Annotated in this window: 14 protein-coding genes and 1 pseudogene; 2 read left to right on the forward strand and 13 right to left on the reverse strand. The window is 66.6% G+C overall.

Features of this window, described 5'->3' with window-relative positions:
• Positions 1-56 precede the first annotated feature (56 nt).
• The 5 genes from FHT08_RS08435 to FHT08_RS08455 form a co-directional block, all read right to left on the reverse strand.
• Positions 57-920 (reverse strand): protease modulator HflC, encoded by an 864-nt coding sequence (locus tag FHT08_RS08435; RefSeq protein ID WP_166774871.1) that lies wholly within the window; start codon positions 918-920, stop codon positions 57-59.
• Positions 920-2,059 carry an FtsH protease activity modulator HflK gene (gene hflK / locus FHT08_RS08440; protein WP_046341957.1) on the reverse strand — a complete coding sequence of 380 codons (1,140 nt, stop codon included), beginning with the start codon at positions 2,057-2,059 and terminating at the stop codon, positions 920-922. The genes FHT08_RS08435 and hflK overlap by 1 nt, the downstream gene beginning before the upstream one ends.
• A 508-nt stretch (positions 2,060-2,567) precedes the next feature.
• Positions 2,568-2,954, reverse strand: a complete 387-nt coding sequence (gene pilH, locus FHT08_RS08445; RefSeq protein WP_166774872.1) for a twitching motility response regulator PilH — start codon at positions 2,952-2,954, stop codon at positions 2,568-2,570.
• Positions 2,955-3,338: 384 nt separating this feature from the next.
• Positions 3,339-4,235, reverse strand: coding sequence for a DnaJ C-terminal domain-containing protein (locus tag FHT08_RS08450; RefSeq protein WP_166774873.1), 897 nt, complete (start codon positions 4,233-4,235; stop codon positions 3,339-3,341).
• Between the two features lie 140 nt (positions 4,236-4,375).
• Positions 4,376-4,852, reverse strand: coding sequence for an Hsp20/alpha crystallin family protein (locus tag FHT08_RS08455; protein WP_039510602.1), 477 nt, complete (start codon positions 4,850-4,852; stop codon positions 4,376-4,378).
• Between the two features lie 162 nt (positions 4,853-5,014).
• On the opposite strand from FHT08_RS08455, the gene FHT08_RS08460 reads away from it, so the two are divergent.
• Both FHT08_RS08460 and FHT08_RS08465 read left to right on the forward strand, forming a co-directional pair.
• On the forward strand, positions 5,015-5,497 hold the full coding sequence (locus FHT08_RS08460; RefSeq protein ID WP_016903926.1) for a peroxiredoxin: 483 nt from the start codon (positions 5,015-5,017) through the stop codon (positions 5,495-5,497).
• A gap of 43 nt (positions 5,498-5,540) precedes the next feature.
• Positions 5,541-6,101 carry a ferritin-like domain-containing protein gene (locus FHT08_RS08465; protein WP_024938597.1) on the forward strand — a complete coding sequence of 187 codons (561 nt, stop codon included), beginning with the start codon at positions 5,541-5,543 and terminating at the stop codon, positions 6,099-6,101.
• Positions 6,102-6,378: 277 nt separating this feature from the next.
• On the opposite strand, the gene pbpC is transcribed toward FHT08_RS08465, so the two are convergent.
• From pbpC to acnD, 8 genes and pseudogenes are all read right to left on the reverse strand, one after another.
• Positions 6,379-8,799, reverse strand: a complete 2,421-nt coding sequence (gene pbpC, locus FHT08_RS08470) for a penicillin-binding protein 1C (RefSeq protein ID WP_166774874.1) — start codon at positions 8,797-8,799, stop codon at positions 6,379-6,381.
• Positions 8,800-8,910: 111 nt separating this feature from the next.
• Entirely contained in the window at positions 8,911-9,687 is a 777-nt protein-coding gene (locus FHT08_RS08475; RefSeq protein WP_243848997.1) for a CPBP family glutamic-type intramembrane protease, read from the reverse strand.
• Between the two features lie 135 nt (positions 9,688-9,822).
• Positions 9,823-10,063 (reverse strand): annotated as a pseudogene (locus FHT08_RS08480) (glycerophosphodiester phosphodiesterase); the annotation flags it as partial.
• 168 nt (positions 10,064-10,231) lie between these two features.
• A complete protein-coding gene (locus FHT08_RS08485; RefSeq protein WP_208408945.1) occupies positions 10,232-15,148 on the reverse strand; it encodes an alpha-2-macroglobulin in 4,917 nt (1,638 codons plus the stop codon).
• Positions 15,149-15,824: 676 nt separating this feature from the next.
• Entirely contained in the window at positions 15,825-16,796 is a 972-nt protein-coding gene (locus tag FHT08_RS08490) for a nucleoside hydrolase (protein WP_166775436.1), read from the reverse strand.
• A gap of 108 nt (positions 16,797-16,904) precedes the next feature.
• On the reverse strand, positions 16,905-19,121 hold the full coding sequence (locus FHT08_RS08495) for a TonB-dependent receptor (RefSeq protein ID WP_166774876.1): 2,217 nt from the start codon (positions 19,119-19,121) through the stop codon (positions 16,905-16,907).
• 188 nt (positions 19,122-19,309) lie between these two features.
• The gene (gene prpF, locus FHT08_RS08500) at positions 19,310-20,509 is read right to left on the reverse strand and encodes a 2-methylaconitate cis-trans isomerase PrpF (protein WP_166774877.1); all 1,200 of its coding nucleotides are present in this window, start codon (positions 20,507-20,509) and stop codon (positions 19,310-19,312) included.
• A gap of 67 nt (positions 20,510-20,576) precedes the next feature.
• Entirely contained in the window at positions 20,577-23,219 is a 2,643-nt protein-coding gene (gene acnD, locus FHT08_RS08505; RefSeq protein WP_104604464.1) for a Fe/S-dependent 2-methylisocitrate dehydratase AcnD, read from the reverse strand.
• Between the last annotated feature and the right edge of the window lie 176 nt (positions 23,220-23,395).

Here is a 23,395-nt window from a genome sequence, read left to right on the forward strand (position 1 = left end):
AGGCACCTACAAAAACGCCCGCATTACGCGGGCGTTTTCGATTCAAAGCAGAGCGATCAACGATCGCTCTTGAGGTACTGCAGGAACGGATCGTTCTTATCCAGCACCACCACGCCGTTGCCATCGGTCATGGAACTGCGATATGCCTCCAGGCTGCGATAGAACGCGTAGAACGACGGATCCTTGGATCCGGCCTGGCCGTAGATGCGGGCTGCGTCGGCATCGCCTTCGCCGCGCAACTTCTGCGCATCGCGCTCGGCGTCGGCCACGATCACGGTGGACTCGCGGTCGGCCTGGGCGCGGATGGTCAGGGCCTGCTCCTCGCCTTCGGCGCGCAGCTTGCTGGCTTCCTGCTTGCGCTGGGCGCGCATGCGCTCGTAGACGTCGGTGATGACCTGGCTGTCGGTCGGCAGGTCGATCTGCTTGATGCGCAGGTCGGTGATCTGCATGCCCAGGCCCTTGATCGCGCCGTTGATGCCCTTGAGCTGGTTGGCGATCAACTCGCTGCGGTCGCCGGAGACCAGCTGCTGCAGGGTGCGCGAGTTGATCTGGTTGCGCAGCGAATCGGTGATGATCGGGGCCAGGCGCGAATTGGCGACCGACTCCTCACCACCGGTGGCGCGATAGAACGCCCGCACATCGGAGATGTAGCCGATGGCGAAGAAGTCCACGCTGACGTCTTTCTGCTCGGCGGTGAAGTAGCGCGCCGGGGCGGTGTCCAGCACCTGGAAGCGGCGGTCGAACACGCGCACCGACTCCACCACCGGGATCTTGAAGTGCAGGCCGGGCTTGAGGTCGGCTCGCACTACACGGCCCAGGTTGAGCACCATGGCGGTCTGGTCCTCGCGCACCACGAACACTGAGCCCATCAGGGTCAGCAACACGGCGACGACCAGGCCGATGACTAGCGAATTCTTCATTATTCGGTTCCCTCACGGCCGGTCGGGCGCGGGCCGCGCTCCGGATTGCGGATGCCCTCGCTGCCGCCACTGGTTTGCGGCGGATTCAACAGCACATCCTGCGGCACCATCGACGGCATGCTGCCGTTGCCCGCAGCACCGCTGTTGCTGGCGGACTTGCTGGCGTCGGCCGGCAGCGGCACATAGATGACCTGGCGGCCATCGCTGCCGATCACCTTGCGGTTCTCCGACAGCACCTTCTGCACGGTTTCCAGCCACAGGCGCTTGCGCGTGACCTCGGGAGCGTTGGCGTACTGCTCCTGCAACAGCGTGAAGCGATCGGCGTCGCCCTCGGCCTTGGAGATCACCGCCTGCTTGTAGCCTTCGGCGCCGGTCCGGGTGCGCGCACCCTGGCCGCGTGCCTCGGGCACCACCTTGGCGGCGTAGGCCTGGGCTTCGTTGATCAGGCGCTCGCGCACCTGCTGGGCGCCGTTGACCTCGTCGAAGGCCGGCTTCACTTCTTCCGGCGGACGCGCGTCCGGCAGGGTCACACCGGTAACGGACAGACCCGTGTTGTAGGCATCCAGTGCCGCCTGCAGGCGGTCCTTGGAGGCGATGGCCAGCGGGCCGCGATTGTTGAGCACGGTATTGAGGTCGGAACGACCCACCTGCTCACGCACGGCGCTTTGCGCGGCCTGCTCCAGCACCAGGTCGGCATTGCGCGAACCGAACAGGTACTTGCGCGGATCGCTGATCTGGTACTGCACGTTGAGCGAGACGTTGACGATGTTCTCGTCGCGGGTCAGCACCGGCACCTGGTTGCTGAAGGTCTTGATCTCGGTGGCGTTGACCTTGCGCACCGACTCGACCGGCCAGGGCAGCTTGAAGTTGGGGCCGGGCTGCAGGATTCGCGAGAACTGGCCGAAGCGCAGCACCACGCCGCGCTGCTGCTCGCCGATGAGCTGGAAGCTGGAGAACAGCACCATCAGCACCACCGCGACCAGTATCCAGCGCCCCACGCCGCCATCGAACAGCTCCTTCAACGGTGCGGGCAGATTGCCCCAGCCACCACCGTTGCCACCACCGCGCGGGCCCCAGGACCTGCGACGGTTGGGGTCCGGGCCGTCTCCGCCCTTGTTGCCGGGTGTGTTCCAGGCCATGCACGCTCCATGATCGAGGGGCTGTGCGGGCCAGTCCCGCAGTGCCGCCGTGTTGTGTGATTCGATGATTCTACTAGATGGGGCAGACCGACCGTTTTGAAAGGCCTCAACCGGCGCATGCCGATTTAGCCGCCGGGGTGCATCGAGCGGGGGGAAGGGAATCGGGCGATGGCAGGGCGCGCACCGCCGATGCGCTCTTGCGGGCCGGAAAGGGGCCGACGTTCCGGCCCTGGCTGTCGGGGAGCAGCCAGACGATGCAACCGGGCCTGTGGGCAATCAACCTGCCGCCTGCGGGCGATCGCCCAGCATGCAGCCGATGGCCTACGAACACTGATGGGCAGATGACGGGGAACGCGTCGTTGGTTACGGCATCAGCATCGGGGGGCGAGAGTCGCCGGCACTGGCCAACGCGGCCGAACGCGGTCGGTTAAGCATGCCTCCGTCGATCGCGCCGGCCGCCATCGCGCGCCGCTTCATCACACTGCCAGGCCACACCGCGCCCAAGTACTTATACGGTCGGCGGTTCTTCTTTCTGGTTGAACACGCGCTCCATCACTTCCAGCAACTCGTCTGCGGAGAACGGCTTGGTGATGTAGGCGCGCGCGCCTTGGCGCATGCCCCACATGCGATCGGTGTCCTGGTCCTTGGTGGTCACCAGGATCACCGGGATGTGCTGGGTGGCCGGCTCGCGCTTGAGCGTACGCGTGGCCTGGAAGCCATTGAGGTTGGGCATCACCACATCCATCAGCACCAGATCCGGCAGCGAGGACTTGGCCGCTTCCACGCCGGCAGCACCATCGGTTGCGGTGATCGTTTCGTGCCCCAGCTTCTCGACGATGCGCTGAATCCCCAGCAGCTGCGACGGCGAGTCGTCGACGATCAGAATGCGTGCCATGTGTTTCCCCTAGTGTGCGCGGCGAGTGTAGTGCGCCGGCCGCGCTTTCGGTAGCAGGCCAGGCGGTGCGCCCGGCGATGCGGTTGCGATGTGTGATCCGGTGGCGCGTTGCTGGTGTGCTGTCCAACGCGTACTACGTTGGACAGGGCGCAGCTGGATTCAGCAACATCGCAGAGGGTCGTTGGCCCATGCATCGCATGCATGCTGGCCCCTCAATCCTTCACCCACAGCAGAGGCGATCGGTCCCTTCCCGCATCGGGAGAAGGTAGCGCGCAGCGCCGGATGCGGGTACGGCGGCGTTTTGCCGCCGCAGATCGGCGTTCGCTGGCGCACCACCTGCCCAAAACCGAACCCTCACCCCTTCCCCGCGTCGACCCACGCGGCCTATACCGATTCGCCGAACGCCTTGGCCAGGTTGCGGTAGGCTTTTTTCTGCGCATCGTCGGTGGGAGCCGGGGCCAGGATTTCCAGCTCCACGATCTGGTCGCCCGGCGCGGTACCCGGCAGGCCGCGGCCGCGCAGGCGCAGCTTGCGCCCGGCGTCCGAGTCGGCCGGCACCTTCAACTCCACCGACCCGCCCAGGGTCGGCACGTTGATGGTGGTGCCCAGTGCCGCCTGCCAGGGCATGACCTGCAGGGTGTACAGGATATTGCGCCCGTCCACCTCGAACTGCGGGTGCGCGGCGTATTCGATCTCCAGCAGCAGGTTGCCGCCGCCATTGCCCTGCCCGCTCAGGCGGATCACCTGGCCAGGCTGCACGCCCTTGGGCACGCGCACATCCAGCTGCTTGCCGTTGATGGTGATGCGCACGCTGTCGCCCGCATACACCGCTTCCAACGGCACTGCCAGCTTGGCGCGGGTGTCGCCGCGCGCCTGCGGACCCGCGCCTGCACCAGGGCCGGCGCCCGGGCCACGCGGACGGCCGCCGCGCTGGCCGGCGAACAGGCTTTCGAAGAAATCGCTGAAGCCGCCACCGGCGCCGCCGTTGCCGAACACTTCCTCGTAGTCGTAGCCCTGCCCACCGCCGTAGCTGGGCGGGGCCTGGAACTCGTCACCCGGGCGGAAGCCCTGCGCCTTGAGCTGGTCGTAGGCCTTGCGCTTGGCCGGGTCGCGCAGCGCCTCGTAGGCTTCGTTGATCGCCTTGAACTTGTCTTCGGCACCGGCCTCCTTGCTGACGTCGGGGTGGTACTTGCGCGCCAGCCGGCGGTAGGCGGTCTTGATCTCCGCATCGCCTGCGCTGGGCTCCACGCCCAGCGTTGCGTAGTAATCCTTGAATTCCATCTAATCACCTCTGAAAAAAACGGCCCGCAGCCGAGGCCACGAGCCAGTCATATCGCAGCCGGGCGGGCAACCGCACCTATTCTACGGTGCGGTTGCCGCCGGGAAGCGAAGCATGCCGCTCCGCTCCAGGTTTTGCTGCCTTACTGCACCGTATTGCCGGCCGGGTCCTGGCCGTTACCGACCTGGATGCGGCGCGGGGTGGCCGCCGGGCGCTTGGGGATGCGGATTTCCAGCACACCGTTGTGCCCGGTCGCGGTGATGCCGTCGGGGTCGGCACTGTCGGGCAGCGCGAAGCGGCGATGGAAGCTGCCATAGCGGCGCTCGATGCGCGAGAAGCGCTCGGTCTCGGTGCTGGACTCGCCCTTGCGCTCGCCCTTGATCGACAGGATGCCCTTGTCCATCTGCACCTCGATCTGGGCGGGGTCGATGCCTGGCAGGTCGGCATACAGCACGAAGTGGTTGGCCTCTTCCTTGATGTCCACGCGCGGCACCCACTGCGCGGTCACCACCGCCGATTCGTCGGTGTCGCCGTTCTGCTCGAAGAAACGGTCGAACACGTGCTTGATCTCGTTTTGCAGCGCATGGGTGGGCCACTGGGGATAACGAACGATGTTCATTGCGAGCCTCCAAAAGGTTGGGTGAGGGGCCGGCTGCCGCGGCGTGCGCCATTGCGCCGGCCATGTGCGTCAGATAGGCGTGCCGCTGCGGATTTCAAGCGCGTTGACGCGCTTTTCCCTCGCCCCTTTCTAGACTTCGTTCAGCCGCAGGAGCCCAGCCCCATGACCATCCACGTTGGTGACCGCATTCCCGAAGTCGTGCTCAAGCGCCTGCGCGAGGGCATCGAGGCAGTCGACACCCACAGCCTGTTCGCCGGCCGCAAGGTGCTGCTGTTCGCGGTGCCGGGCGCCTTTACTCCGACCTGCTCGGCCAAACACCTGCCGGGCTATGTGGAGCACTTCGACGCATTCCGCAAACGCGGCATCGAGGTGCTGTGCACCGCGGTCAACGACCCGTTCGTGATGCAGGCCTGGGGCCGCAGCCAGCTGATCCCCGACGGCCTGCACCTGCTGCCCGACGGCAACGCCGAACTGGCCCGCGCACTGGGCCTGGAGATCGACGCCAGCGGCTCGGGCATGGGCCTGCGCTCGCGCCGCTACGCACTGTATGCCGACGACGCCGTGGTCAAGGCCTTGTTCGTCGAAGAACCCGGCGAATTCAAGGTGTCTGCCGCCGATTACGTGCTGCAGCACCTGCCCGATTGATGCATTGATTCCCCCCAACCACTCAGAAGGAAACCGGCCAGCCATGTCTAACCAGCCAGCCAAGCAACTCCCCGACGGCATCACCGATACCGCCACCTTGCGCAGCCGCGCACGCCAGAGCATCGAAGACGGTGCCATCACCGAGAGCTACCACGCCGACCGCGAGGCGGTGATCGAGCTGCTCAACACTGCACTGGCCACCGAATACGTGTGCACCTTGCGGTATTACCGCCATTACTTCATGGCCAAGGGCATGCTTGCCGACGCGGTCAAGGGCGAGTTCCTGGAGCATGCGCAGCAGGAACAGGCGCACGCACACAGGCTCGCCGAGCGCATCGTGCAGCTGGGCGGCGAACCAGACCTCAACCCGGACACGCTGACCAAGCGCTCGCATGCCGAATACAAGGAAGGCAGCGACCTGCGCGACATGGTCAAGGAAAACCTGATCGCCGAGCGCATTGCCATCGACAGCTACCGCGAGATGATCGATTTCATCGGCGACAAGGACACCACCACCAAGCGCATCCTGGAAGACATCCTGGCCCAGGAAGAAGAGCATGCCGACGAGTTCGCCGACCTGCTGGAAGGCTGGATCGGCGAGTGAGCTGAGCGATTGCAATGCAGCAATGCAGCGATGCGTTGCGAGCGATGATCGGTATCGACATTCACAGTGACGTTGAAAGTTGAAATCGACTCGATGATTTAAGCAAACAGGGCGCCTCGAGCGCCCTGTCTGTTTTCTGTGCCGTTGGATGGTGTGTGGTTGCCTGCTGCCGTAGGAGCGCACCCGGGCGCGACGTGGCATTCCCGGTAACGCTTCATCGCGCCCAGGTGCGCTCCTACGGGTGTGTGCACGCTGGTCGGGCGCAGCACGTGCGCGGTCAGCGCAATACGCGAAAGCGCAGCTGCGTCCAGGCACCGTCGCTGGCCATTGCGGTGAGCGTATGCGTGCCGACCTCGGCGAATTCGCGCTGAAATCCCTGGCGTCCGTTGGTCTGTGCGATCCAGCGGCCGTCCAGCAACCAGTCGATGCGCGCGTCGCTGCCCAGGGCACGCAGTTGCAGGCGCACCGGACGCGAGGTGGCATTGGCACGCGCCAGCGTGGCGCGATCGCTCAGCCCGTCGATACGCAGCACACCGCCCCCGGTCATGCGCCCATCGGGCAGACAGTCCGCCGCAAGTGGCGGCAGTTGCGCAGCATTGCGCTCGGCGGTGCTGAGCCAGGGCGAGACCAATGCCGGCCAGCGCGCCACTGCATGCGGCACGCGTTCATGCGCCTGGCTGCACTCCTGCGACAGCCGCTGGCCGCTGCGCGCATCCACGTCGAAATGCAGCTGCCCGCTTTGCCATAGCCGTGCGTCGCGCTCGGCAAAGGTGGGCGGCACTGCGCCATCGAGCACGTAGGCGTCGGCGCGGCGTGCGCATTGCGCCGGCGGTGTCTGCTCGGCGGCGCCGCCGAGCGGCCAGCAGATGTCCAGCGCCTGCACGGTGGCCGGCATCGGCACCGGCGCGCTATCGCCGGCGCTGCGCGGCAAGGCATCGATGACTTCGAACATCAGCGGCAGTGCGGTGACGGCGCCGTACTGGCCCGGCAGCGGCGTACCGTCCGGACGCCCCACCCACACCCCGACCGTGTAGCGACGCGTGCCGCCGATCGCCCACGCATCGCGGTAGCCATAGCTGGTGCCGGTCTTCCAGGCCACACCCGGGCGCGTGGCGGTGTCGAAGGTGCCGCTGCCGTACCCAGGGCGCGGATTGCGTTGCAGGATCTCGCGCACGATCCAGGCCGCACCCGGCGACATCAGCCGGCGCTCGATGCGCGGGGCGTCCGGTGTGTAGCGCACGCGCCCGGCGATGCCGCCGCGATTGAGCGCCGCAAATGCACCGACCAGTTCCTGCAATTGCGCGCCGGTGCCACCCAGGATCAACGCCAGATTGGGCACGCTACCGCGCGCAAAGCGCAGCTCGATCCCGGCGTTGGACAGCCGCGCGGCAAACCGCGCCGGGCCGATCCGGTCGAGCAGGTCCACCGCCGGCACGTTCAACGACAACCGCAACGCCGTCGCCGCGCTCACCGGCCCATTGAACGCCGCATCGAAATTGCCGGGCCGGTAGCTGCCAAAACTCTGCGGCGCATCCACCAACAGGCTTTCGGAGTGGATCAACCCATCGTCCAATGCCATGCCGTACAGGAACGGCTTGAGCGTGGAACCGGGCGAGCGCCAGGCCTGCACCATGTCCACATGCCCCAGCCGCTTGCGATCGCCGAAGCTGGCCGAGCCCACATACGCGCGCGCTTCCATGGTGGCGTTGTCCACCACCAGCAATGCCGCGGAGGTGCGCTCGGGCAGCTGCGAAAAGTATGTCGTGACGCGTTCTTCCAGGGTGCGCTGCAGCTCCACATCCAGCGTGGTCACGATGCGTGCCGCGCGCGGTTGCGCGCTGTGCAACCGCTGCGCGAGCAGCGCCGCATGCAACGGCGGCTTGAGCGAGCGCGTCACCACCGGCTCGATTCGCGCATCGTCCACCTGCGCGCGCGACCACACGCCCAGCTCCACCATGCGATCGAGCACCTTGTCGCGCGCGCGTTGCGCGGCCTCGGGATGGCGATCCGGGCGCAGGCGGCTGGGCGATTGCGGCAACACCGCCAGCAGCGCAGCCTCGGCCTGCGACAAGGCCTTGGCTGGCTTGCCCAGGTACGCCCAGCTGGCCGCTTCCACGCCTTCGATGGTGCCGCCATAGGGCGCGCGCTCCAGATACAGCGTCAGAATCTCGCGCTTGCTCAGGTGCGCTTCCAGCTGCAGCGCGCGCAGCAGCTGCTTGGCCTTGCCCCACGGCGTGCGCGTATGCGGGTCGAGGATGCGCGCCACCTGCATGGTCAACGTCGAACCGCCGGAGACGATGTGCCCCTGCCCGATCCACTGCCCGCCGGCACGCAGCAGGCCCCACGGATTGACCCCGGGATGGCGCCAGAACCAGCGGTCCTCGTAACTGAGCAACGCCTGCAGATACAGCGGCGACACACTCTGCGGGCTGGCCGGATAGCGCCACACCCCGTTGCGGTCGGCGAACGCGCGCAGCGGCGTGCCATCGCGTGCCACCACCAGCGTGGAGGTGTCCCGTGATTTGGGTAGCGGCAGTGGGAAGGCCAGGTCCAGCAACAACCCCGCAGACAACAGTGCCACCGCGCCCCAGCGCAGCCCCGTCAACCAGCGCCGGCCACGCCGGGCCACAGCATCCTTGCCAGCGGCGCGTTCCTGCGTCCGGTCGGTCCTTGCCTGTGCGTACTGCTGCTCATCCATCCTGCCGAGGATGCAGGGCAAAACGCATTTCGGCCACCATCGCGCGCGGCGAGCCGCGGCATTGAGCGATCAACGTGACTGCACGCTCCTGCTTGCGCGACGACAGGCGCGCTAGCCCGCCACGCCCGCGTGCGGCGAGCGACGCGGCCTTACGAACAGCCGCAGCAGCCCCATCGCCAGGAACACCGCAGACAGGCGCAACGCAATGCCGAGCCAGCCGCTGGCGGCCGAATCGGAGACCGTAAAGACCGTCCAGGCCGCGTTGAGCGAGACATGCAACACCCAGCCACTCCAGATCGTGTAGCCATCCTGCGCGTCCACGATGGCAAACAGCAGCGCACCGATGCCGGTAATGGCGAAGATCAGCAACGCCTCACCGCCTCCACCGCCCGCCCCGAGCCAATGCACGCCGCCAAACACAACCGCCTGTAGCAGCGCAGCGGTTGCCGGACGCCAGGCCAGCGCACGGCAGGCAAAGACGAAGCCGAAACCGCGAAACACGATTTCCTCGGCCAACGGAAACAGCAGCGCCAACCACAGCAGGCCCAGCAGATCGTCGGTGCCGGCCGAGCTGGACTGCGTCCACAGCCCCAGCCAACACGGCAGTGTGGCCAGCAACGTCAGCACAGGGCCGCGTAAGCCGTTCCAACGCAACCCCAGACGCGCCGCCAGCTCGCCTGGCATGCCAGGGCGCAGCAACGCCGCTGCGACGAGCACGACCACGACGCTGAGCAAATTGTCGACAATCCCGCCGCCGTAAGGCACCGGGATTTTCGGGATTGGAAAACCAAGCGCTTTGACCACATCGCGCACCTGCAGCGCGACCAGCAGTACCAACAACCAGACGAAATGCGGCGTGAGGCGGCGCAGGGATGTATCGAGCGGCATGCAGACGTCCTTGCGTGCAAACAGGACCTGACTATACCGCTGGCAACGACATCACCGCCGTGCCAGGCCGCACGCGGCGCGACGACACTGCGCTCGCCTCGCGCGCCAGCTGCATGCGGCGATGCAACGCGACGCTCACCGCTGCTCCAGCGCCGCGCGATAGCGTAGCAAGGTTGCCGGCGCGTCGGTCTGGATGATCGACACGCCCTCGCGGTACGGGCGACCCCAGACCCTGTCGGGAATCGCGCTCGGCATCGGCGTCGCCACCGTAGCCGGCGATGAAGCCTTCCCACAGCGCCTTGACCATCAGCCGCACGCTGTGTGCCTTGCTCGCTGCAAACAACCCCGGCAGCTGCGCTGCCGACATCTTGGGCAGCCCGAGAGCGCTGATCATCGCTGCATGCTGGCCCAGCCACGCAAACGCTTGCATCGGCGTCGGACGCTCGCTGCGGTGAGGAAATCCCGAACGTAGGAGCGCGCCAGCGCGCGATGGGGCGTTACCGGTACGTCCCATCGCGCGCGAGCGCGCTCCTACCTCGTTGTGCTACGGCTGCACCACCGTCATCGTCGCAGGCGTGCTGCGCCCCACGCCGCGCAGCTCCGGGCGATACATGTCTTCCACCAACGATGGCGGCACCGTGTACGTGCCCGGGGTGACTGCGCGCACCAGGTAATACAGCTGCGCCTTGCTCCCCGAGGACAGCGCCAGCGCGGCCACATAGCGGTCGTCGCGGAATTCTTCGTGCTTGACGTCGGCGGCGCTGGAACGCTCGCTGATGCCGATGCCGTCCACCACCACGTCGGCCCACTGCTTGGCATCGCCGAGGTTGAAGTTCTCGATCTCCAGACCGGCCGGCAACAGGTCGGTCAGCAGCGCGTCCGGCATGTTGCTGTTGGCGGTGATGGTGACGCGCACGATCAGCGCTTCGCCTTCCTTCAATGCACGCGGGGTCCATGGTTTGCCATCGGTGGTGTACCAGCTGCGCTCCACGCTGAGGTTGCGCGTGTCCGGCTCCGGCGCGCTGCGCGGGATGCCGGCCACTTCCAGGCTGGCGTACATCGGTGCCTGGCCCTGCGGTGCGAACTGCACGCCGCGCGCCAGGGCGGCGCTGTCGAAACTGCGCCCGAACAGGCGTGCCGGCGCAATCTCCTGCGTCTCGCCGCCAACAGTCAAGGTACCCGATACCTGCTTGCCCTGCCCGACCATCAAGGCCTTGCCCAAGCGCGCCAGCGCCACCTGCTCCTGCGTGCTCAGCCACAGCCAGCCGGTGGCGCGACGTGCATCCAGCGCGCGGCCCAGTGCCACTGCGCGGGTGTCGTACTCGGGTTTGGACAAGCCACGCTCGTGCAGCAGCGCCATCATCAAGGCATCGTCGCGGATCGCGCTGCCGTAATCGGCGAAGTACGGCGGACGCTCGCTGCTGTCCTTGGCAAAGCCCGCCTTGATCGCCGCCTGCCCACGTTTGGTGTCGCCCTGCAGCGACAACGCCGCGCCCAGATGCACCAGCGACAGGCCGGTCAGCGCCTTGTCGCGCTGGTTGTCGTACAGCGCGCGCAGCGTGCCCAGCGGGGCGCGGTTGACGCGTGCCAGCACATAGCCGGACCAGGCCTGGTTGGCGAACTTCAGGCTATCGCGGCGGTCCTGCCCGTAGAACTCGTTGCCACCGGACAGCAGGTCCTCGCTGAGCCGATTGAGCGCCTTCTGCAGCACATTGTCGGGCACCGCAAAACCGGCGTCCTTGGCGTCGAGCAGGAACTCGGCGATATATGGGGTCAGGCCCGGATTGACGTAGCCGTCGTCGCCCCACATCGAGAAATGCCCGCTGGCGATCTGCATCGAGGCCAGGCGGCCGAATGCGCCTTCCATGCGCTCGCGGCGCTTGGCCGCTTCCAGCCCCTTGGTGCCCAGCGCCCTGGCGGTGGCATCGTCGAGCAGGAGCGCGGCGTAGCCCTTGCTGGTGGTCTGCTCGGCGCAGCCGTACGGATAATCCAACGCACCCTGCAAGGCGCTGGCGAACGGAATCGGCGGCAGCGGGCTGACCACCATGCGCGCGGTTACCGAGCCGGCCATCAGGCCATCGGCAAAGCCGCTGTCCAGGGTGATCGGCGCCAGCGGATCGAGTACGCGCGTCTGTGCACGCAACACCTGCGGCCAGCCGGCACGCACCGGCAGGTCGTAGCTGCGGTCGGCCTTGAAGCCGTTGCCGTCCACGCGCACGCGCACCTTGGCCACGCCATAGCCTTCGGTGGCGCTCAGCGGGAAGCTCAGCGTCTGCTTGGCGTCCACCCCGAGCTTGACGCTGCGCGCCGCCTCGGCGATGGCCAGCGGGCCGATCCCGGCCACGCGCACAGTGAACTCGCCCGGCTTGCCGGTGAAGTTCTGCACATCCAGCGTCACCGTGCTGCGGTCGCCCGGTGCCATCACGCGCGGCATGCTGGCCTCGGCCAGGATCGGGGCACGCACCACGGTTTCCACCGCGTGGTTGCCGAACCGCGTATCCGAATACACCAACGCCGACACCCGCAGCGTGCCGTTGAAATCCGGCACCGGCAGTTGCACGCGCGCATTGCCCTTGGCATCGAGCTTCACCGAGCCGGAGAACAGGTCCACGGTCTGCACGCGCGCGGTCGGGCGCTTGGCCTGCGGCAAGGCTTCCAGCGCCATGTCGCCGCCGAACTTGAGCCTGCCGCTGGCGCCTTCGAAGCTCTCGATCACGCGGCCATAGATGTCGTAGGCATCGGTGCCCAGACGACGCTGCGCGAAGAACTGCGCGTTGGCATCGGGCACCGGGAAGCGGGTGATGTTGAGGATGCCCACGTCCACCGCCGAGATGGTCACGTGCGCCGCCTTGCCGGCCAGCTCCGGCACGCTCACCGTCACCGGCAACGCCTGCTCGGGGCGCATCTGCTTGGGCGCGGCCAGGCCCACCGCCACGCGTCGCGCCTTGCGGTCCATCGGCACATACGCCACGCCCACCGCGCGCGCCGGGGTGATCTTGCTCGGCGCACTGCCGCCGCGGAACACCAACGCGGTGACGTACACATCGTGGCGCTCCCACGCGTCGGTCACCGGGATTTCGAAGCTGCTGCCCGGCTTGACGTCAATGTCCTGCACGTACAGCAGCTTGTCGCTTTCCACCAGCAGCACGCCCTTGCCGGCATGCGGCGGGGTCAGCGTGACGGTGAGCGTGTCGCCGGCGCGATAGGCGGTCTTGTCCAAGGCCAGCTTGACCTTGTCCGGGCGCGCATCCAGGCCGCGATTTTCGTCGTTCCAGCTCCAGCCGGCGCGGAACGGGTAGCGCGTGGTCAGCCCGGTGGCCGGGTCGAACACGTCCAGGCGGTACTCGCCCCACTCCACCGGGACCTCGAGCTTGGCGTTGCCGCCGGCAATGTCGAGCGTGCGCGTGTCCTTGTTCTCGAAGCGGCGGGTGAAGTCGTAATCCCAGTGGTCGTCGGTGTAGTTCCAGTGGTAGTCGCGCAGCTCGCGCACCAACGTGGCCTTCAGGCCCTTGGCCGGTTGCGGCCTGCCATCGGCATCCACGCGGGTGATTTCGAAGCGCGCGGTGCCGTTGGCGTCGGTGCCGTCCTTGTCATCGAACAGGGGGCGCACGCCGACCAGCGCCTTGGCCGGCCACAGCACGCGCTTGACGCTGCGGGTGACCGTGCGCCCGCCGGTCTCGTACACGCTGCCCGAGACCACAGCGGCAATCGTGCTCACCGGCTTGGCTTCGGCAGGCAGCGCGATGTCTTCGCGCAATACGCCATCGCTGCCGAACTCGGTGTCGATCACGTCCTTGGCTTCGCGCGGCAGTTCCAGCGTGGGGTCGCCGAAGAACCAGCCCGGCAAGGAGTCGAGCGGATGCTGCTCGACACTGACCGCAAGCTTGGCGGTGAAGCGGTTGCCATCGGCCGGCGCGCCATACAGGTACGCGGCATTGGCCACCAGCGTGAACGGCTGGCCGGCGCTCAGGATCTTCTGCGTGCTGTCCAGATCCAGCTTCATGCGCTCGGGCAGGAACTCTTCCACGCGCACGGTCATGCCCTGCACGGCGTCCTTGCTGGCCGGATCGGTGCGGAATTCCACCTGCCAGCGGCCGGTCGGCGCATCGGCAGGAATCTGCTGGGTGAATTCGAAATAGCCCTGCTCGCCCGGCTGCAGTTTGGTCTCGCGAAAAGTCTTGCCGTCCGGCTGCTTGAGGCGCAGGAACACCGGCTGCCCGCCTTTCGTCGGCCCGGCGGTCGGCTTGCCGTCGTTGTCGCGCAGGATCGCCGACACGCGCATGGTCTCGCCGGGGCGATACAGGTCGCGGCCGGCCCAGGCGAACACGTCGAACCAGGCGCTCTCACGCCCGGCCACTGCGAATTCGCTCAGGTCCAGCGCCGGTTGGTTGAACGGCAGCACCGAGATATCGGTCTTGCTGCGCGCCACCAGCACGTGGCCGGCATCGAGCGTGTAGTTGAGCAGCGCATTGCCGTTGCCGTCGGTGGCGCCCTTGAGGAACAGCTCGCCCTTGGCGTCGAGGACGCGCACTTCCACGTTCTTGATCGGCTCGCCGCTCTGCAACGAGGCGGTGTGCACGAACAGCTTGTCCTTGTAGGCGCGCGTGTGCAGGCCGATGTCGCTGACGGTGAAGAACGCGGTATCGAAGCCATTGTCGAAACTGCCGGCGCGCTTCATCACCGCAAAGTACAGGCCCGGCTCCTGCAGCTCCTTGATGTCCTGCGTGGGCAGGTAGGTCAGCACGCGCTCGTTCTGCTTGCCGCCGAGAATGAAACGATTGACGTAGACCGGGTCGGCCAGCTTGGACAACGGCTGCTTGTCGCTGTAGTCGCTCTCCAGCTCCCAGCTGCCGCGACGACCGCCGCGCTGGAACTGCTGGAAGAACGCCGGCAGCGACTTCTCGCGCACGCGCAGGAACTCCACGTCCACTTCCGGCACGTTGACCGACACCACCGGCAGACCGCGGCTCTCGCGTGCCGGCAGCACGCTGCCTTGCGAAGCGAACCCGGCCACCGGCGTGAGCGCGCCGGTGTAGACCTTCTGCTTGAGCGGCTTGCCCAGGCGGCTGCCATCGGCGGCCAGCAGGTTGGCGTCGACCAGCACGGTGTAGTCCTTGGCCGCTTCCACGTACGGGTAGCGCAGCGTCTTGCCGTCATCGGACAGCGTCCAGCTGCTGTCGCCGGTGCCGACCTTTTCCTCGAAACGCACCAGCGCATCGAAGTCTTGCGTGCCCACCAACGGCCGCGAGAATTCCAGCGCCAGCGACAGGCCGTCGCCGGTCTGGTCGGGATAGGCGCGCGCCAGCGCAAAACCGGTAATCGCCTGCGTGTCGGCCTTGATCGCCTCGCCACTGGCGGCAGGCAGCTGGCCGCTTTCGTTGCGCTTGCACGCCACCGCACCGATCGCCACGCCCAGCAAGACCACCCACAGCAACACGCGCCGCGTACCCGACCACTTCATCCCTGATTCCCGGCTGTCCATTCGCACTACCCCATGACTGAGGACGCAAGTATAGCGATGCCGTTCACTTCACCGATGGCGGCATGAGGCGACGCAGGGACTTGCCGATGGGCGGCGATGATGCGCCACTGGGCCAGCGCTGCGATGGCACCTGCGCGCCCGACCGACGGTGAGCGCAGTGGTTTGACGCCGGTCCATGGCAGGTCGCTGAGTTGCGGCTTGGCTGCAGGGCCCTTGCCCGCCCACCATCGCGGGACACGCCGCAAGTACGTCCCTGTAGGCTCTTACGCGACATCCATGCCGCGTAAGGTCCCGCGACGGTGAGCGGGCAAGGACCAGTCGAGATGGTCGGTGTGCAGGGGCACACAGGGCATGGCGTGCATTGTTCGGAGAATGGTGCGTCCAACAACCGTTCCATCACAAGCAGAGCAACAAGCAGGCGTTCAACCAAGCAACCGACGCATTTTCTGGTGCGGTGTCCTCGCCGATTGCGGGACCGTGTGGCGGCATGGATGCCGCCACCGAGCCTACAAGGACGTACTTGCGGCGTGTCCCGCGAGCGGTGAGGGCACCGCGCACACGACCAACCAGGCTTTTGACTGCATCCCAAAGTACGGCCAATGAAACCACTGCGCTCGCCACCAAGCGGGCGCTCACCACATTTTGACATCCACTCCTAGCGCAACTGCAGCACCGTGCGCATGTACATCTCGATCAACGCCGGCCGGTCCGCGCGCAGGCAGGCCTGCACGTTCGGCGTGCCTGCGCCTTCGCGGGTGTAGCCCTGCGCATCGACGTCCAGATGCAGCGGCGTGGTCGGGCACAGGTCGGGGCGCAGCAGCCAGGCCACCGGCACTGCGTCGAACAGGGTCGGCGTGGCGCTGGCCCAGGGCTGGTCGGTAATGCGCCACTGGTAGTACAACTGGGTGAGCGCGTCGGTGAGCCCGTCGCCGTACGCAAACACCGCGACGCGCTCGGGTTCTTCCAGCGGAATCTGGGTGGCGTCCAAGGGCAGTAACACGATCGGCACGCCGGCCGCGAACACCCGCTGCGCCGCCGGCACATCGGCCAGGATGTTGTACTCCGGCGCTGGCGCGCTGGCCGGCCGATAGGCCGACTTGCCGTAGCCGACGCGTACCGAGCCGCCCATCGCCACGATGCGCTTGAGCTTTGCAAAGCCGGCCGGGTCGCGCTGCTGCGCCAGTGCGGCGTCGGTCATGGGCCCCAGTACCAGCAAGGTCACCCGACCGGGATGCAGGCGCGCCTGCTGCAGGATCATCGCCGCCGCATCCGGCAACTTGCCTGGCAACTGTCCCTTGGCCGCCCATCGCGCCTGGCTGAAGGGGATCGCGCTGGCGGTGCGTGCGCCCACCGCCAACGGAATCTCGCTGCGCCCGGCCTGCAGCAACAGGCGCTGCAGCAGCTGCGCACGCAAGCTGGTGTCGCCCCAGGCCGATGCGATGCCCAGCACACGCAGTTGCGGACTACGCAGCAACAGCCCGAGCGCAAACGCATCGTCGATGTCGTCGCCGATATCGGTGGAGACCACCAGCAACTCGGTGGATGCGGGCGATGGCGCCGTCTGCGCTGCAGCCGCGGCAGACGTCTGCGCCAACGCAGCTGCCGACGCACACCACAGCCCCAGCATCCACCACGTGTTTCGCCATCTTCGCTGCATACATCCACTCCTGCGACCATAAAAAAAAACCGCCGGCATGTTGGCCGGCGGTTCAATCGTGCTACCCCACGACGCCGATCAGAAGTTGGCGCGGAACTGCGCACCGACGATGCGCGGATCGTTGATGAAGCCGGTGAGGTTGTTGAAGTCGATCGCACCGGTCACGCGGATCTGGTTGGTGCAGTTGCGGCAGAACACCGACAATTCGTACGCACCCGCGCCCCAGTTGTAGCCGATCTTGGCGCCGCCTTCGACCAGCGGCTGGCCGGTGAACTCCTTGGAGTCGTACAGGAAGAAGTTCACTTCGCTGCGGTAGGACCAGTCGGTGTAGAAGAACAGCTCGCCGTCGTTGCCCATCGGGATGCCGTAGCGCAGGGTGGCGTTGGCCATCCACTTGGCTGCCTGCGGCAGATCGTTGCCGTCGATCAGCGCGCGACCGGCCGCATTGAGCGGGTCGGTCACGGTGCAGGTGCGGCACACGCCCACCGACAGGGCCGGGTCGTCGATGCGGGTCCAGTTGTAGGCGCCGCCGGCGGTGACGCGCAGGTTCTGGGTGAGCAGCGCTTCGAAGTCGAACTCGGCGCCGCGCGCCTTGGTCTTGTCGGCATTGAGCAGACGCACGTCGTTGGAGGTGCCGCCCACCGCGGTGAGCTGCTGGTTCTTGACGCGGAAATCGTAGATGTCGAAGCTCAGACGCGCGCGGTTGTCGAACAGGTCGGACTTGATGCCGATCTCGAACGAATCCACCGTCTCCGGCTCGGCCACGGTCAGCGGCGCCGTGCCCGAGGGCACGCCGAAGCTGGCGCCGCGGAAGCCGCGTGCGGCACGGGCGTACACGTTGACGTCGTCGTTGATGGCGAAGGTGGCCGCCAGATCGCCGGTGACCTTGGAGTTGTCGGTTTCGCCGCTGGACGGTTCGATCAGCGTGACGCGGTCCAGCGCCAGCACGTCGAAGGTCTTCTTGTCGTAGGTGTAGCGGATGCCGGCGCGCAGGTTCAGGCGGTCGGTGGCCGCATAGTTCAACGAGCCGAACGCCGCCCACGAGGTGTTGCGCTGGCGGGTCAACTGGTAGCTGGCCAGATCGCCGCCGCTGAAGGTGTTGTAGGTGTAGTTTTCGCCTTCCACATCGTCGTGGAAGTAGTACAGGCCGGCCTGCCAGTTGAGCGGGCCCTCGTACTGCGATTCGGCACGCAGTTCCTGGCTGTACTGGTCCAGGCTCTTGATGCCGCCGGCGGTTTCCACCGGGAACGGGATCACGCCCGGGCCGGACGGCGGTGCGAACACCGCGCCGAAGCCGCCATCGATATCGCCGCGGCTGTAGTACTTGCCGATGCCTTCGTAGGCGGTGATCGAGTGCAGCGCGATGTCGCCCAGGTCCCAGGTCAGATTGGCGCTGCCGCCGTAGGTCTGCAGTTCCTGGTTGTTGGCGCCGTCGATGAAGGACTTCTCTTCGTCGAAGCCGTCCACCAGCTGGTTGGTGCCGGGCTGGATGATGTTGGCGCGGAACAACCGTGCGGTGCCGTCGAGATGGCGCGCGTGCGCATTGAACAAGGCGCTGAAATCGTCGCTGGCCTGGTACAGCAGCTGCAGGCGCACGGCCGAATCGGTATAGCCTTCCAGATCGCGGCCATCGCGGTTTTCCACCCAGTCGTCGCGGCGCTGGCCCAGCGTGGACAGACGCGCCGCCCAGTGCTCGCCCATGGCGATGCTCAGGCCGCTTTCCAGGGTCATGGTGCCGTAGGTGCCGTAGGACAGGCTGGCGTAGCCGTCATTGGCGCCGATGGCCGGCTTGACCGAGTTGAACTTGACCACGCCGGCCGGCGTGTTGCGGCCGAACAGCGTGCCTTGCGGGCCGCGCAGCACTTCCAGGCCTTCCAGATCGAAGATCGGAAAGCCCTTCAGGAAGGCGTTTTCCTGCACCACGTCGTCATAGATCAGCGACACCGGCTGCGAGGCATAGGTGTTGAAGTCGGTGTTGCCGTAGCCGCGGATGTACACGCGCGGGAACACACGGCCGTTGGACGATTCGATGTTGAGGCTGGGCGCCTTGCCCGCCAGCACGCGGATATCCGAGCCGCTGGTGGAGATGGCATCCAGGAATTCCGGACGCAGCACCGATGCCGAGACCGGCACGTCTTTGGAATCTTCCGAGCGGCGCTCGACCGTGACCTTGACCGCGTCCAGACGCACGACACCGTCGTCGCCGGGCGCCTGCTGGGCAGCGGCATGGAACGGAAGAAGGGAAGCGACGGCAACGGCAAGCGCGCTGATCTTGAACGACCGGCTGGCGGACATGGAAAGACTCCGAATTCGGTTGGCGGAGCGGCCTGATCTGCATGCCGCGTTGCAACAGAATTAACACGATTTACACAAATTTGGCAGAGCGCGTGCGAAAAAGTTTTCCGAATTCCAAAAGGTGTTCGAATTAATGCAACACACCCATGCAATTTGTACGTTGGGGCGTGCCCGGTCTCAGCGGGAAATCAGCCAACTCCGGCGGCGTCGAATGGCACCCGCACCCAGCCTTCCATCAGCACCCGCGCACTGCGGCTCATCAGCGCCTTGGTCACCTGCCACTGGCCGTCCACCAGCTGCGCCTCGGCGCCGACGCGCAAGGTCCCGGAGGGATGCCCGAAACGCACCGCAGCACGCGCCGCGCCGCCTGCCGCCAGATTGACCAGGGTGCCGGGCACAGCGGCTGCGGTGCCGATCGCCACGGCAGCGGTGCCCATCATGGCGTGATGCAACTTGCCCATCGACATCGCGCGCACCAGCAGATCGAGCTCGGCGGCGTGCACCGGCTTGCCGCTGGAGGCGGTGTAATCGGCCGGCGGTGCCACGAACGCCACCTTCGGCGTGTGCTGCCGTGTCGCTGCGTCTTCCACCTTCGCAATCAGGCCCATCCGCACCGCGCCGTGCGCACGCAAGGTCTCGAACATCGTCAATGCTCGCGGGTCGCCATTGATCGCCTCCTGCAGCTCGGTGCCGGTATAGCCCAGGTCGCGCGCGTTGACGAAGATGGTCGGGATGCCGGCATTGATCAGCGTCGCGGCAATCGTGCCCAGGCCGGGAATCTCCAGCTGATCGATCAGCTTGCCGGTGGGGAACATCGCACCGCCCTCGCCTTCGGCATCGTCGGCCGGGTCGAGAAATTCCAGCTGCACTTCGGCGGCAGGAAAGGTCACCCCATCCAGTTCGAAGTCGCCGGTTTCCTGCACCTGGCCCTCGGTCATCGGCACATGCGCCACGATGGTCTTGCCGATATTGGCCTGCCAGATCCGCACTGTCGCCACGCCGTCGCGCGGCACCCGCGCGGCATCGACCAGGCCATTGGCGATCGCAAACGGCCCCACCGCCGCCGACAGGTTGCCGCAGTTGCCGCTCCAGTCCACGAATGCGCTGTCGATGGACACCTGCCCGAACAGGTAGTCCACATCGTGCCCGGCGCGCGTACTGGCCGACACGATCACGCCCTTGCTGGTGCTGGAGGTCGCCCCGCCCATGCCGTCGATCTGCTTGCCATAGGGATCGGGGCTGCCGATCACCCGCAGCAACAACGCATCGCGCGCAGGCCCAGGCCGCTGTGCGGCAGCGGGCAGATCCTGCAGGCGAAAGAACACGCCCTTGCTGGTGCCGCCACGCATGTAGGTGGCGGGGATGCGGCGTTGGGGGAGATGGATCATGGTAGGCCGGGATTGGGGATTGGAGAATGGGGATTGGGTGGCAGAACGACGGCAGGGGCCATGGACGCTAGTGCGCTTGCGGTGCTGATGTTGCTTTCAACGCATCTCGATTTCCGACTCCCGATTCCCGGCTCTCAAGAAAATCCTGCGCAAACCGTTGCAGCACGCCGCCGGCCTCGTAGATCGACGCTTCTTCGGCGGTGTCCAGGCGGCAGGTGACCGGCACCTGCACCTGCTCGCCGTTGCGCCGATGGATCGCCAGCGTCAGCGTGGCACCCGGCGTGCGCTCGCCGACCACATCGAAGGTCTCGCTGCCGTCGATGCCCAGCGTCTTGCGATCGGTGCCGGGCCTGAACTCCAGCGGCAACACGCCCATGCCGATCAGATTGGTGCGATGGATCCGCTCGAAGCCTTCGGCCACGATCACCTCCACCCCGGCCAGACGCACGCCCTTGGCGGCCCAGTCGCGCGAGGAGCCCTGGCCGTAATCGGCACCGGCGATGATGATCAGCGGCTGCTTGCGCATCATGTAGGTTTCGATCGCCTCCCACATGCGCAGCACCTGCCCTTCCGGTTCCAGCCGCGCCAGCGAACCGGCGGTGACCTTTCCATCGATCACCGCCATTTCGTTGACCAGCTTGGGGTTGGCGAAAGTGGCGCGCTGCGCGGTGAGGTGGTCGCCGCGATGGGTGGCGTAGGAATTGAAGTCGTCTTCCGGCACGCCCATCTGCGCCAGGTACTGCCCGGCCGCGCTGCCGGCCAGGATCGCATTCGACGGCGACAGATGGTCGGTGGTGATGTTGTCGCCCAGCACCGCCAACGGGCGCAGGCCCTGCAAGCCGCGTGCACCGGCAAGCGCGCCTTCCCAGTACGGCGGGCGCCGGATGTAGGTGCTGGCCGGCCGCCAGTCGTACAACGGACTGACGCGGATGCCCTGCCCCACGCTGCGCTTGAACATCGGGTCGTAGACGCTGCGGAAGTGCTCCGGCTTGACGCTGCGCGCCACCACCGCATCGATCTCCGCATCGCTCGGCCACAGGTCCTTGAGCGTCACCGCCACGCCATCGGCATCCACGCCCAGCACATCCTTTTCGATATCGAAGCGCACCGTCCCGGCGATGGCATAGGCGATCACCAACGGCGGCGATGCCAGAAACGCCTGCTTCGCATACGGATGGATGCGCCCGTCGAAGTTACGGTTGCCCGACAACACTGCGGTGGCATACAGGTCACGGTCGATGATTTCCTGCTGGATCGCAGGATCCAGCGCGCCGCTCATGCCGTTACAGGTGGTGCAGGCAAACGCGACGATGCCAAAGCCCAGCTGTTCCAGCTCGCCCAGCAACCCGGCCTCTTCCAGGTACAACTGCACCGCCTTGGAGCCCGGCGCCAGCGAACTTTTCACCCAGGGTTTGCGCGTCAATCCGCGTGCATTCGCATTGCGCGCCAGCAAGCCCGCGGCAATGACATTGCGCGGGTTGGAGGTATTGGTGCAGGAGGTGATTGCCGCGATGATCACCGCACCATCGGGCATCTGGCCCGGCACCTCGTCCCAGACGCCGGCAATGCCGCGCTCGGCCAGTTCGCTGGTGGCCACGCGCTTGTGCGGATTGGACGGCCCGGCCATGTTGCGCACCACGCTCGACAGGTCGAACCGCAGCACGCGCTCGTATTGCGCAGTGACCAGGTCGTCCGCCCACAGGCCGGTGTGGCGCGCGTAGGTGTCCACCAAGGCGATCTGTGCGTCCTCGCGCCCGGTCAGGCGCAGGTAATCCAGCGTCTGCTGGTCGATATAGAACATCGCCGCGGTGGCGCCGAATTCCGGCGTCATGTTGGAGATGGTCGCGCGATCGCCGATGGTCAGCGCGCTGGCGCCGGCCCCATAGAACTCCAGATACGCACCGACCACGCGTTGCTGGCGCAGGAACTCGGTCAGGGCCAGCACGATGTCGGTGGCGGTGATGCCCGGCGCCGGCCGGCCCAGCAGTTCCACACCGATGATGTCGGGCAGGCGCATCCACGACGCGCGCCCCAGCATCACGTTTTCCGCTTCTAGCCCGCCCACGCCCACTGCGATGACACCCAGCGCATCCACATGCGGGGTGTGGCTGTCGGTGCCTACGCAGGTATCGGGAAACGCCACGCCATCGAGCGTGTAGATCACCGGCGACATCTTTTCCAGATTGATCTGATGCATGATCCCGTTGCCCGGCGGAATCACTTCCATGTTCTCGAACGCGCGCTTGGTCCATTCGATGAAGTGGAAGCGGTCGGCGTTGCGACGATCTTCCACGCTGCGATTCTTGGCGAAGGCCTGCTTGTCGAAGCCGGCGTATTCCACCGCCAGCGAGTGATCGACGATCAACTGCACCGGCACCACCGGGTTGACCTGCGCCGGGTCGCCACCCTGCTCGGCGATCGCATCGCGCAGCCCGGCCAGGTCGACCAGCGCGGTCTGCCCCAGGATGTCGTGACAGACCACCCGTGCCGGAAACCACGGAAAATCCAGGTCGCGCCTGCGCTCGATCAGCTGGCGCAGGTAGGCCTCCAGCATCTGCGGCTCGGCGCGCCGCACCAGATTCTCCGCGTGCACACGTGCGGTGTAAGGCAGCGTTGCGTAGGCGCCGGGTTGCAGCGCATCCACGGCGGCGCGTGCATCGAAGTAGTCCAACGAGGTGCCCGGCAAGGGCTTGCGGTACTGGCTGTTCATGGCTGGCGATATCGAAGCGGGCGGGGGTAGTTCGGGAATCGGGAATCGGGAATCGGGAATCGGATTCAGGATTTCAGGCGTGTGGGGGGATTGCCATCTCTCGTTGCGGTTGCCATCGTCTGATCGCCTTCGTTGGATGAAGGCGACCGTGGCGGATCAAGCCAACCGCTGGCGCG

The organism is Xanthomonas sp. CFBP 8151 (assembly GCF_011761885.1).
Taxonomy (GTDB): Bacteria; Pseudomonadota; Gammaproteobacteria; order Xanthomonadales; family Xanthomonadaceae; genus Xanthomonas; species Xanthomonas arboricola_B.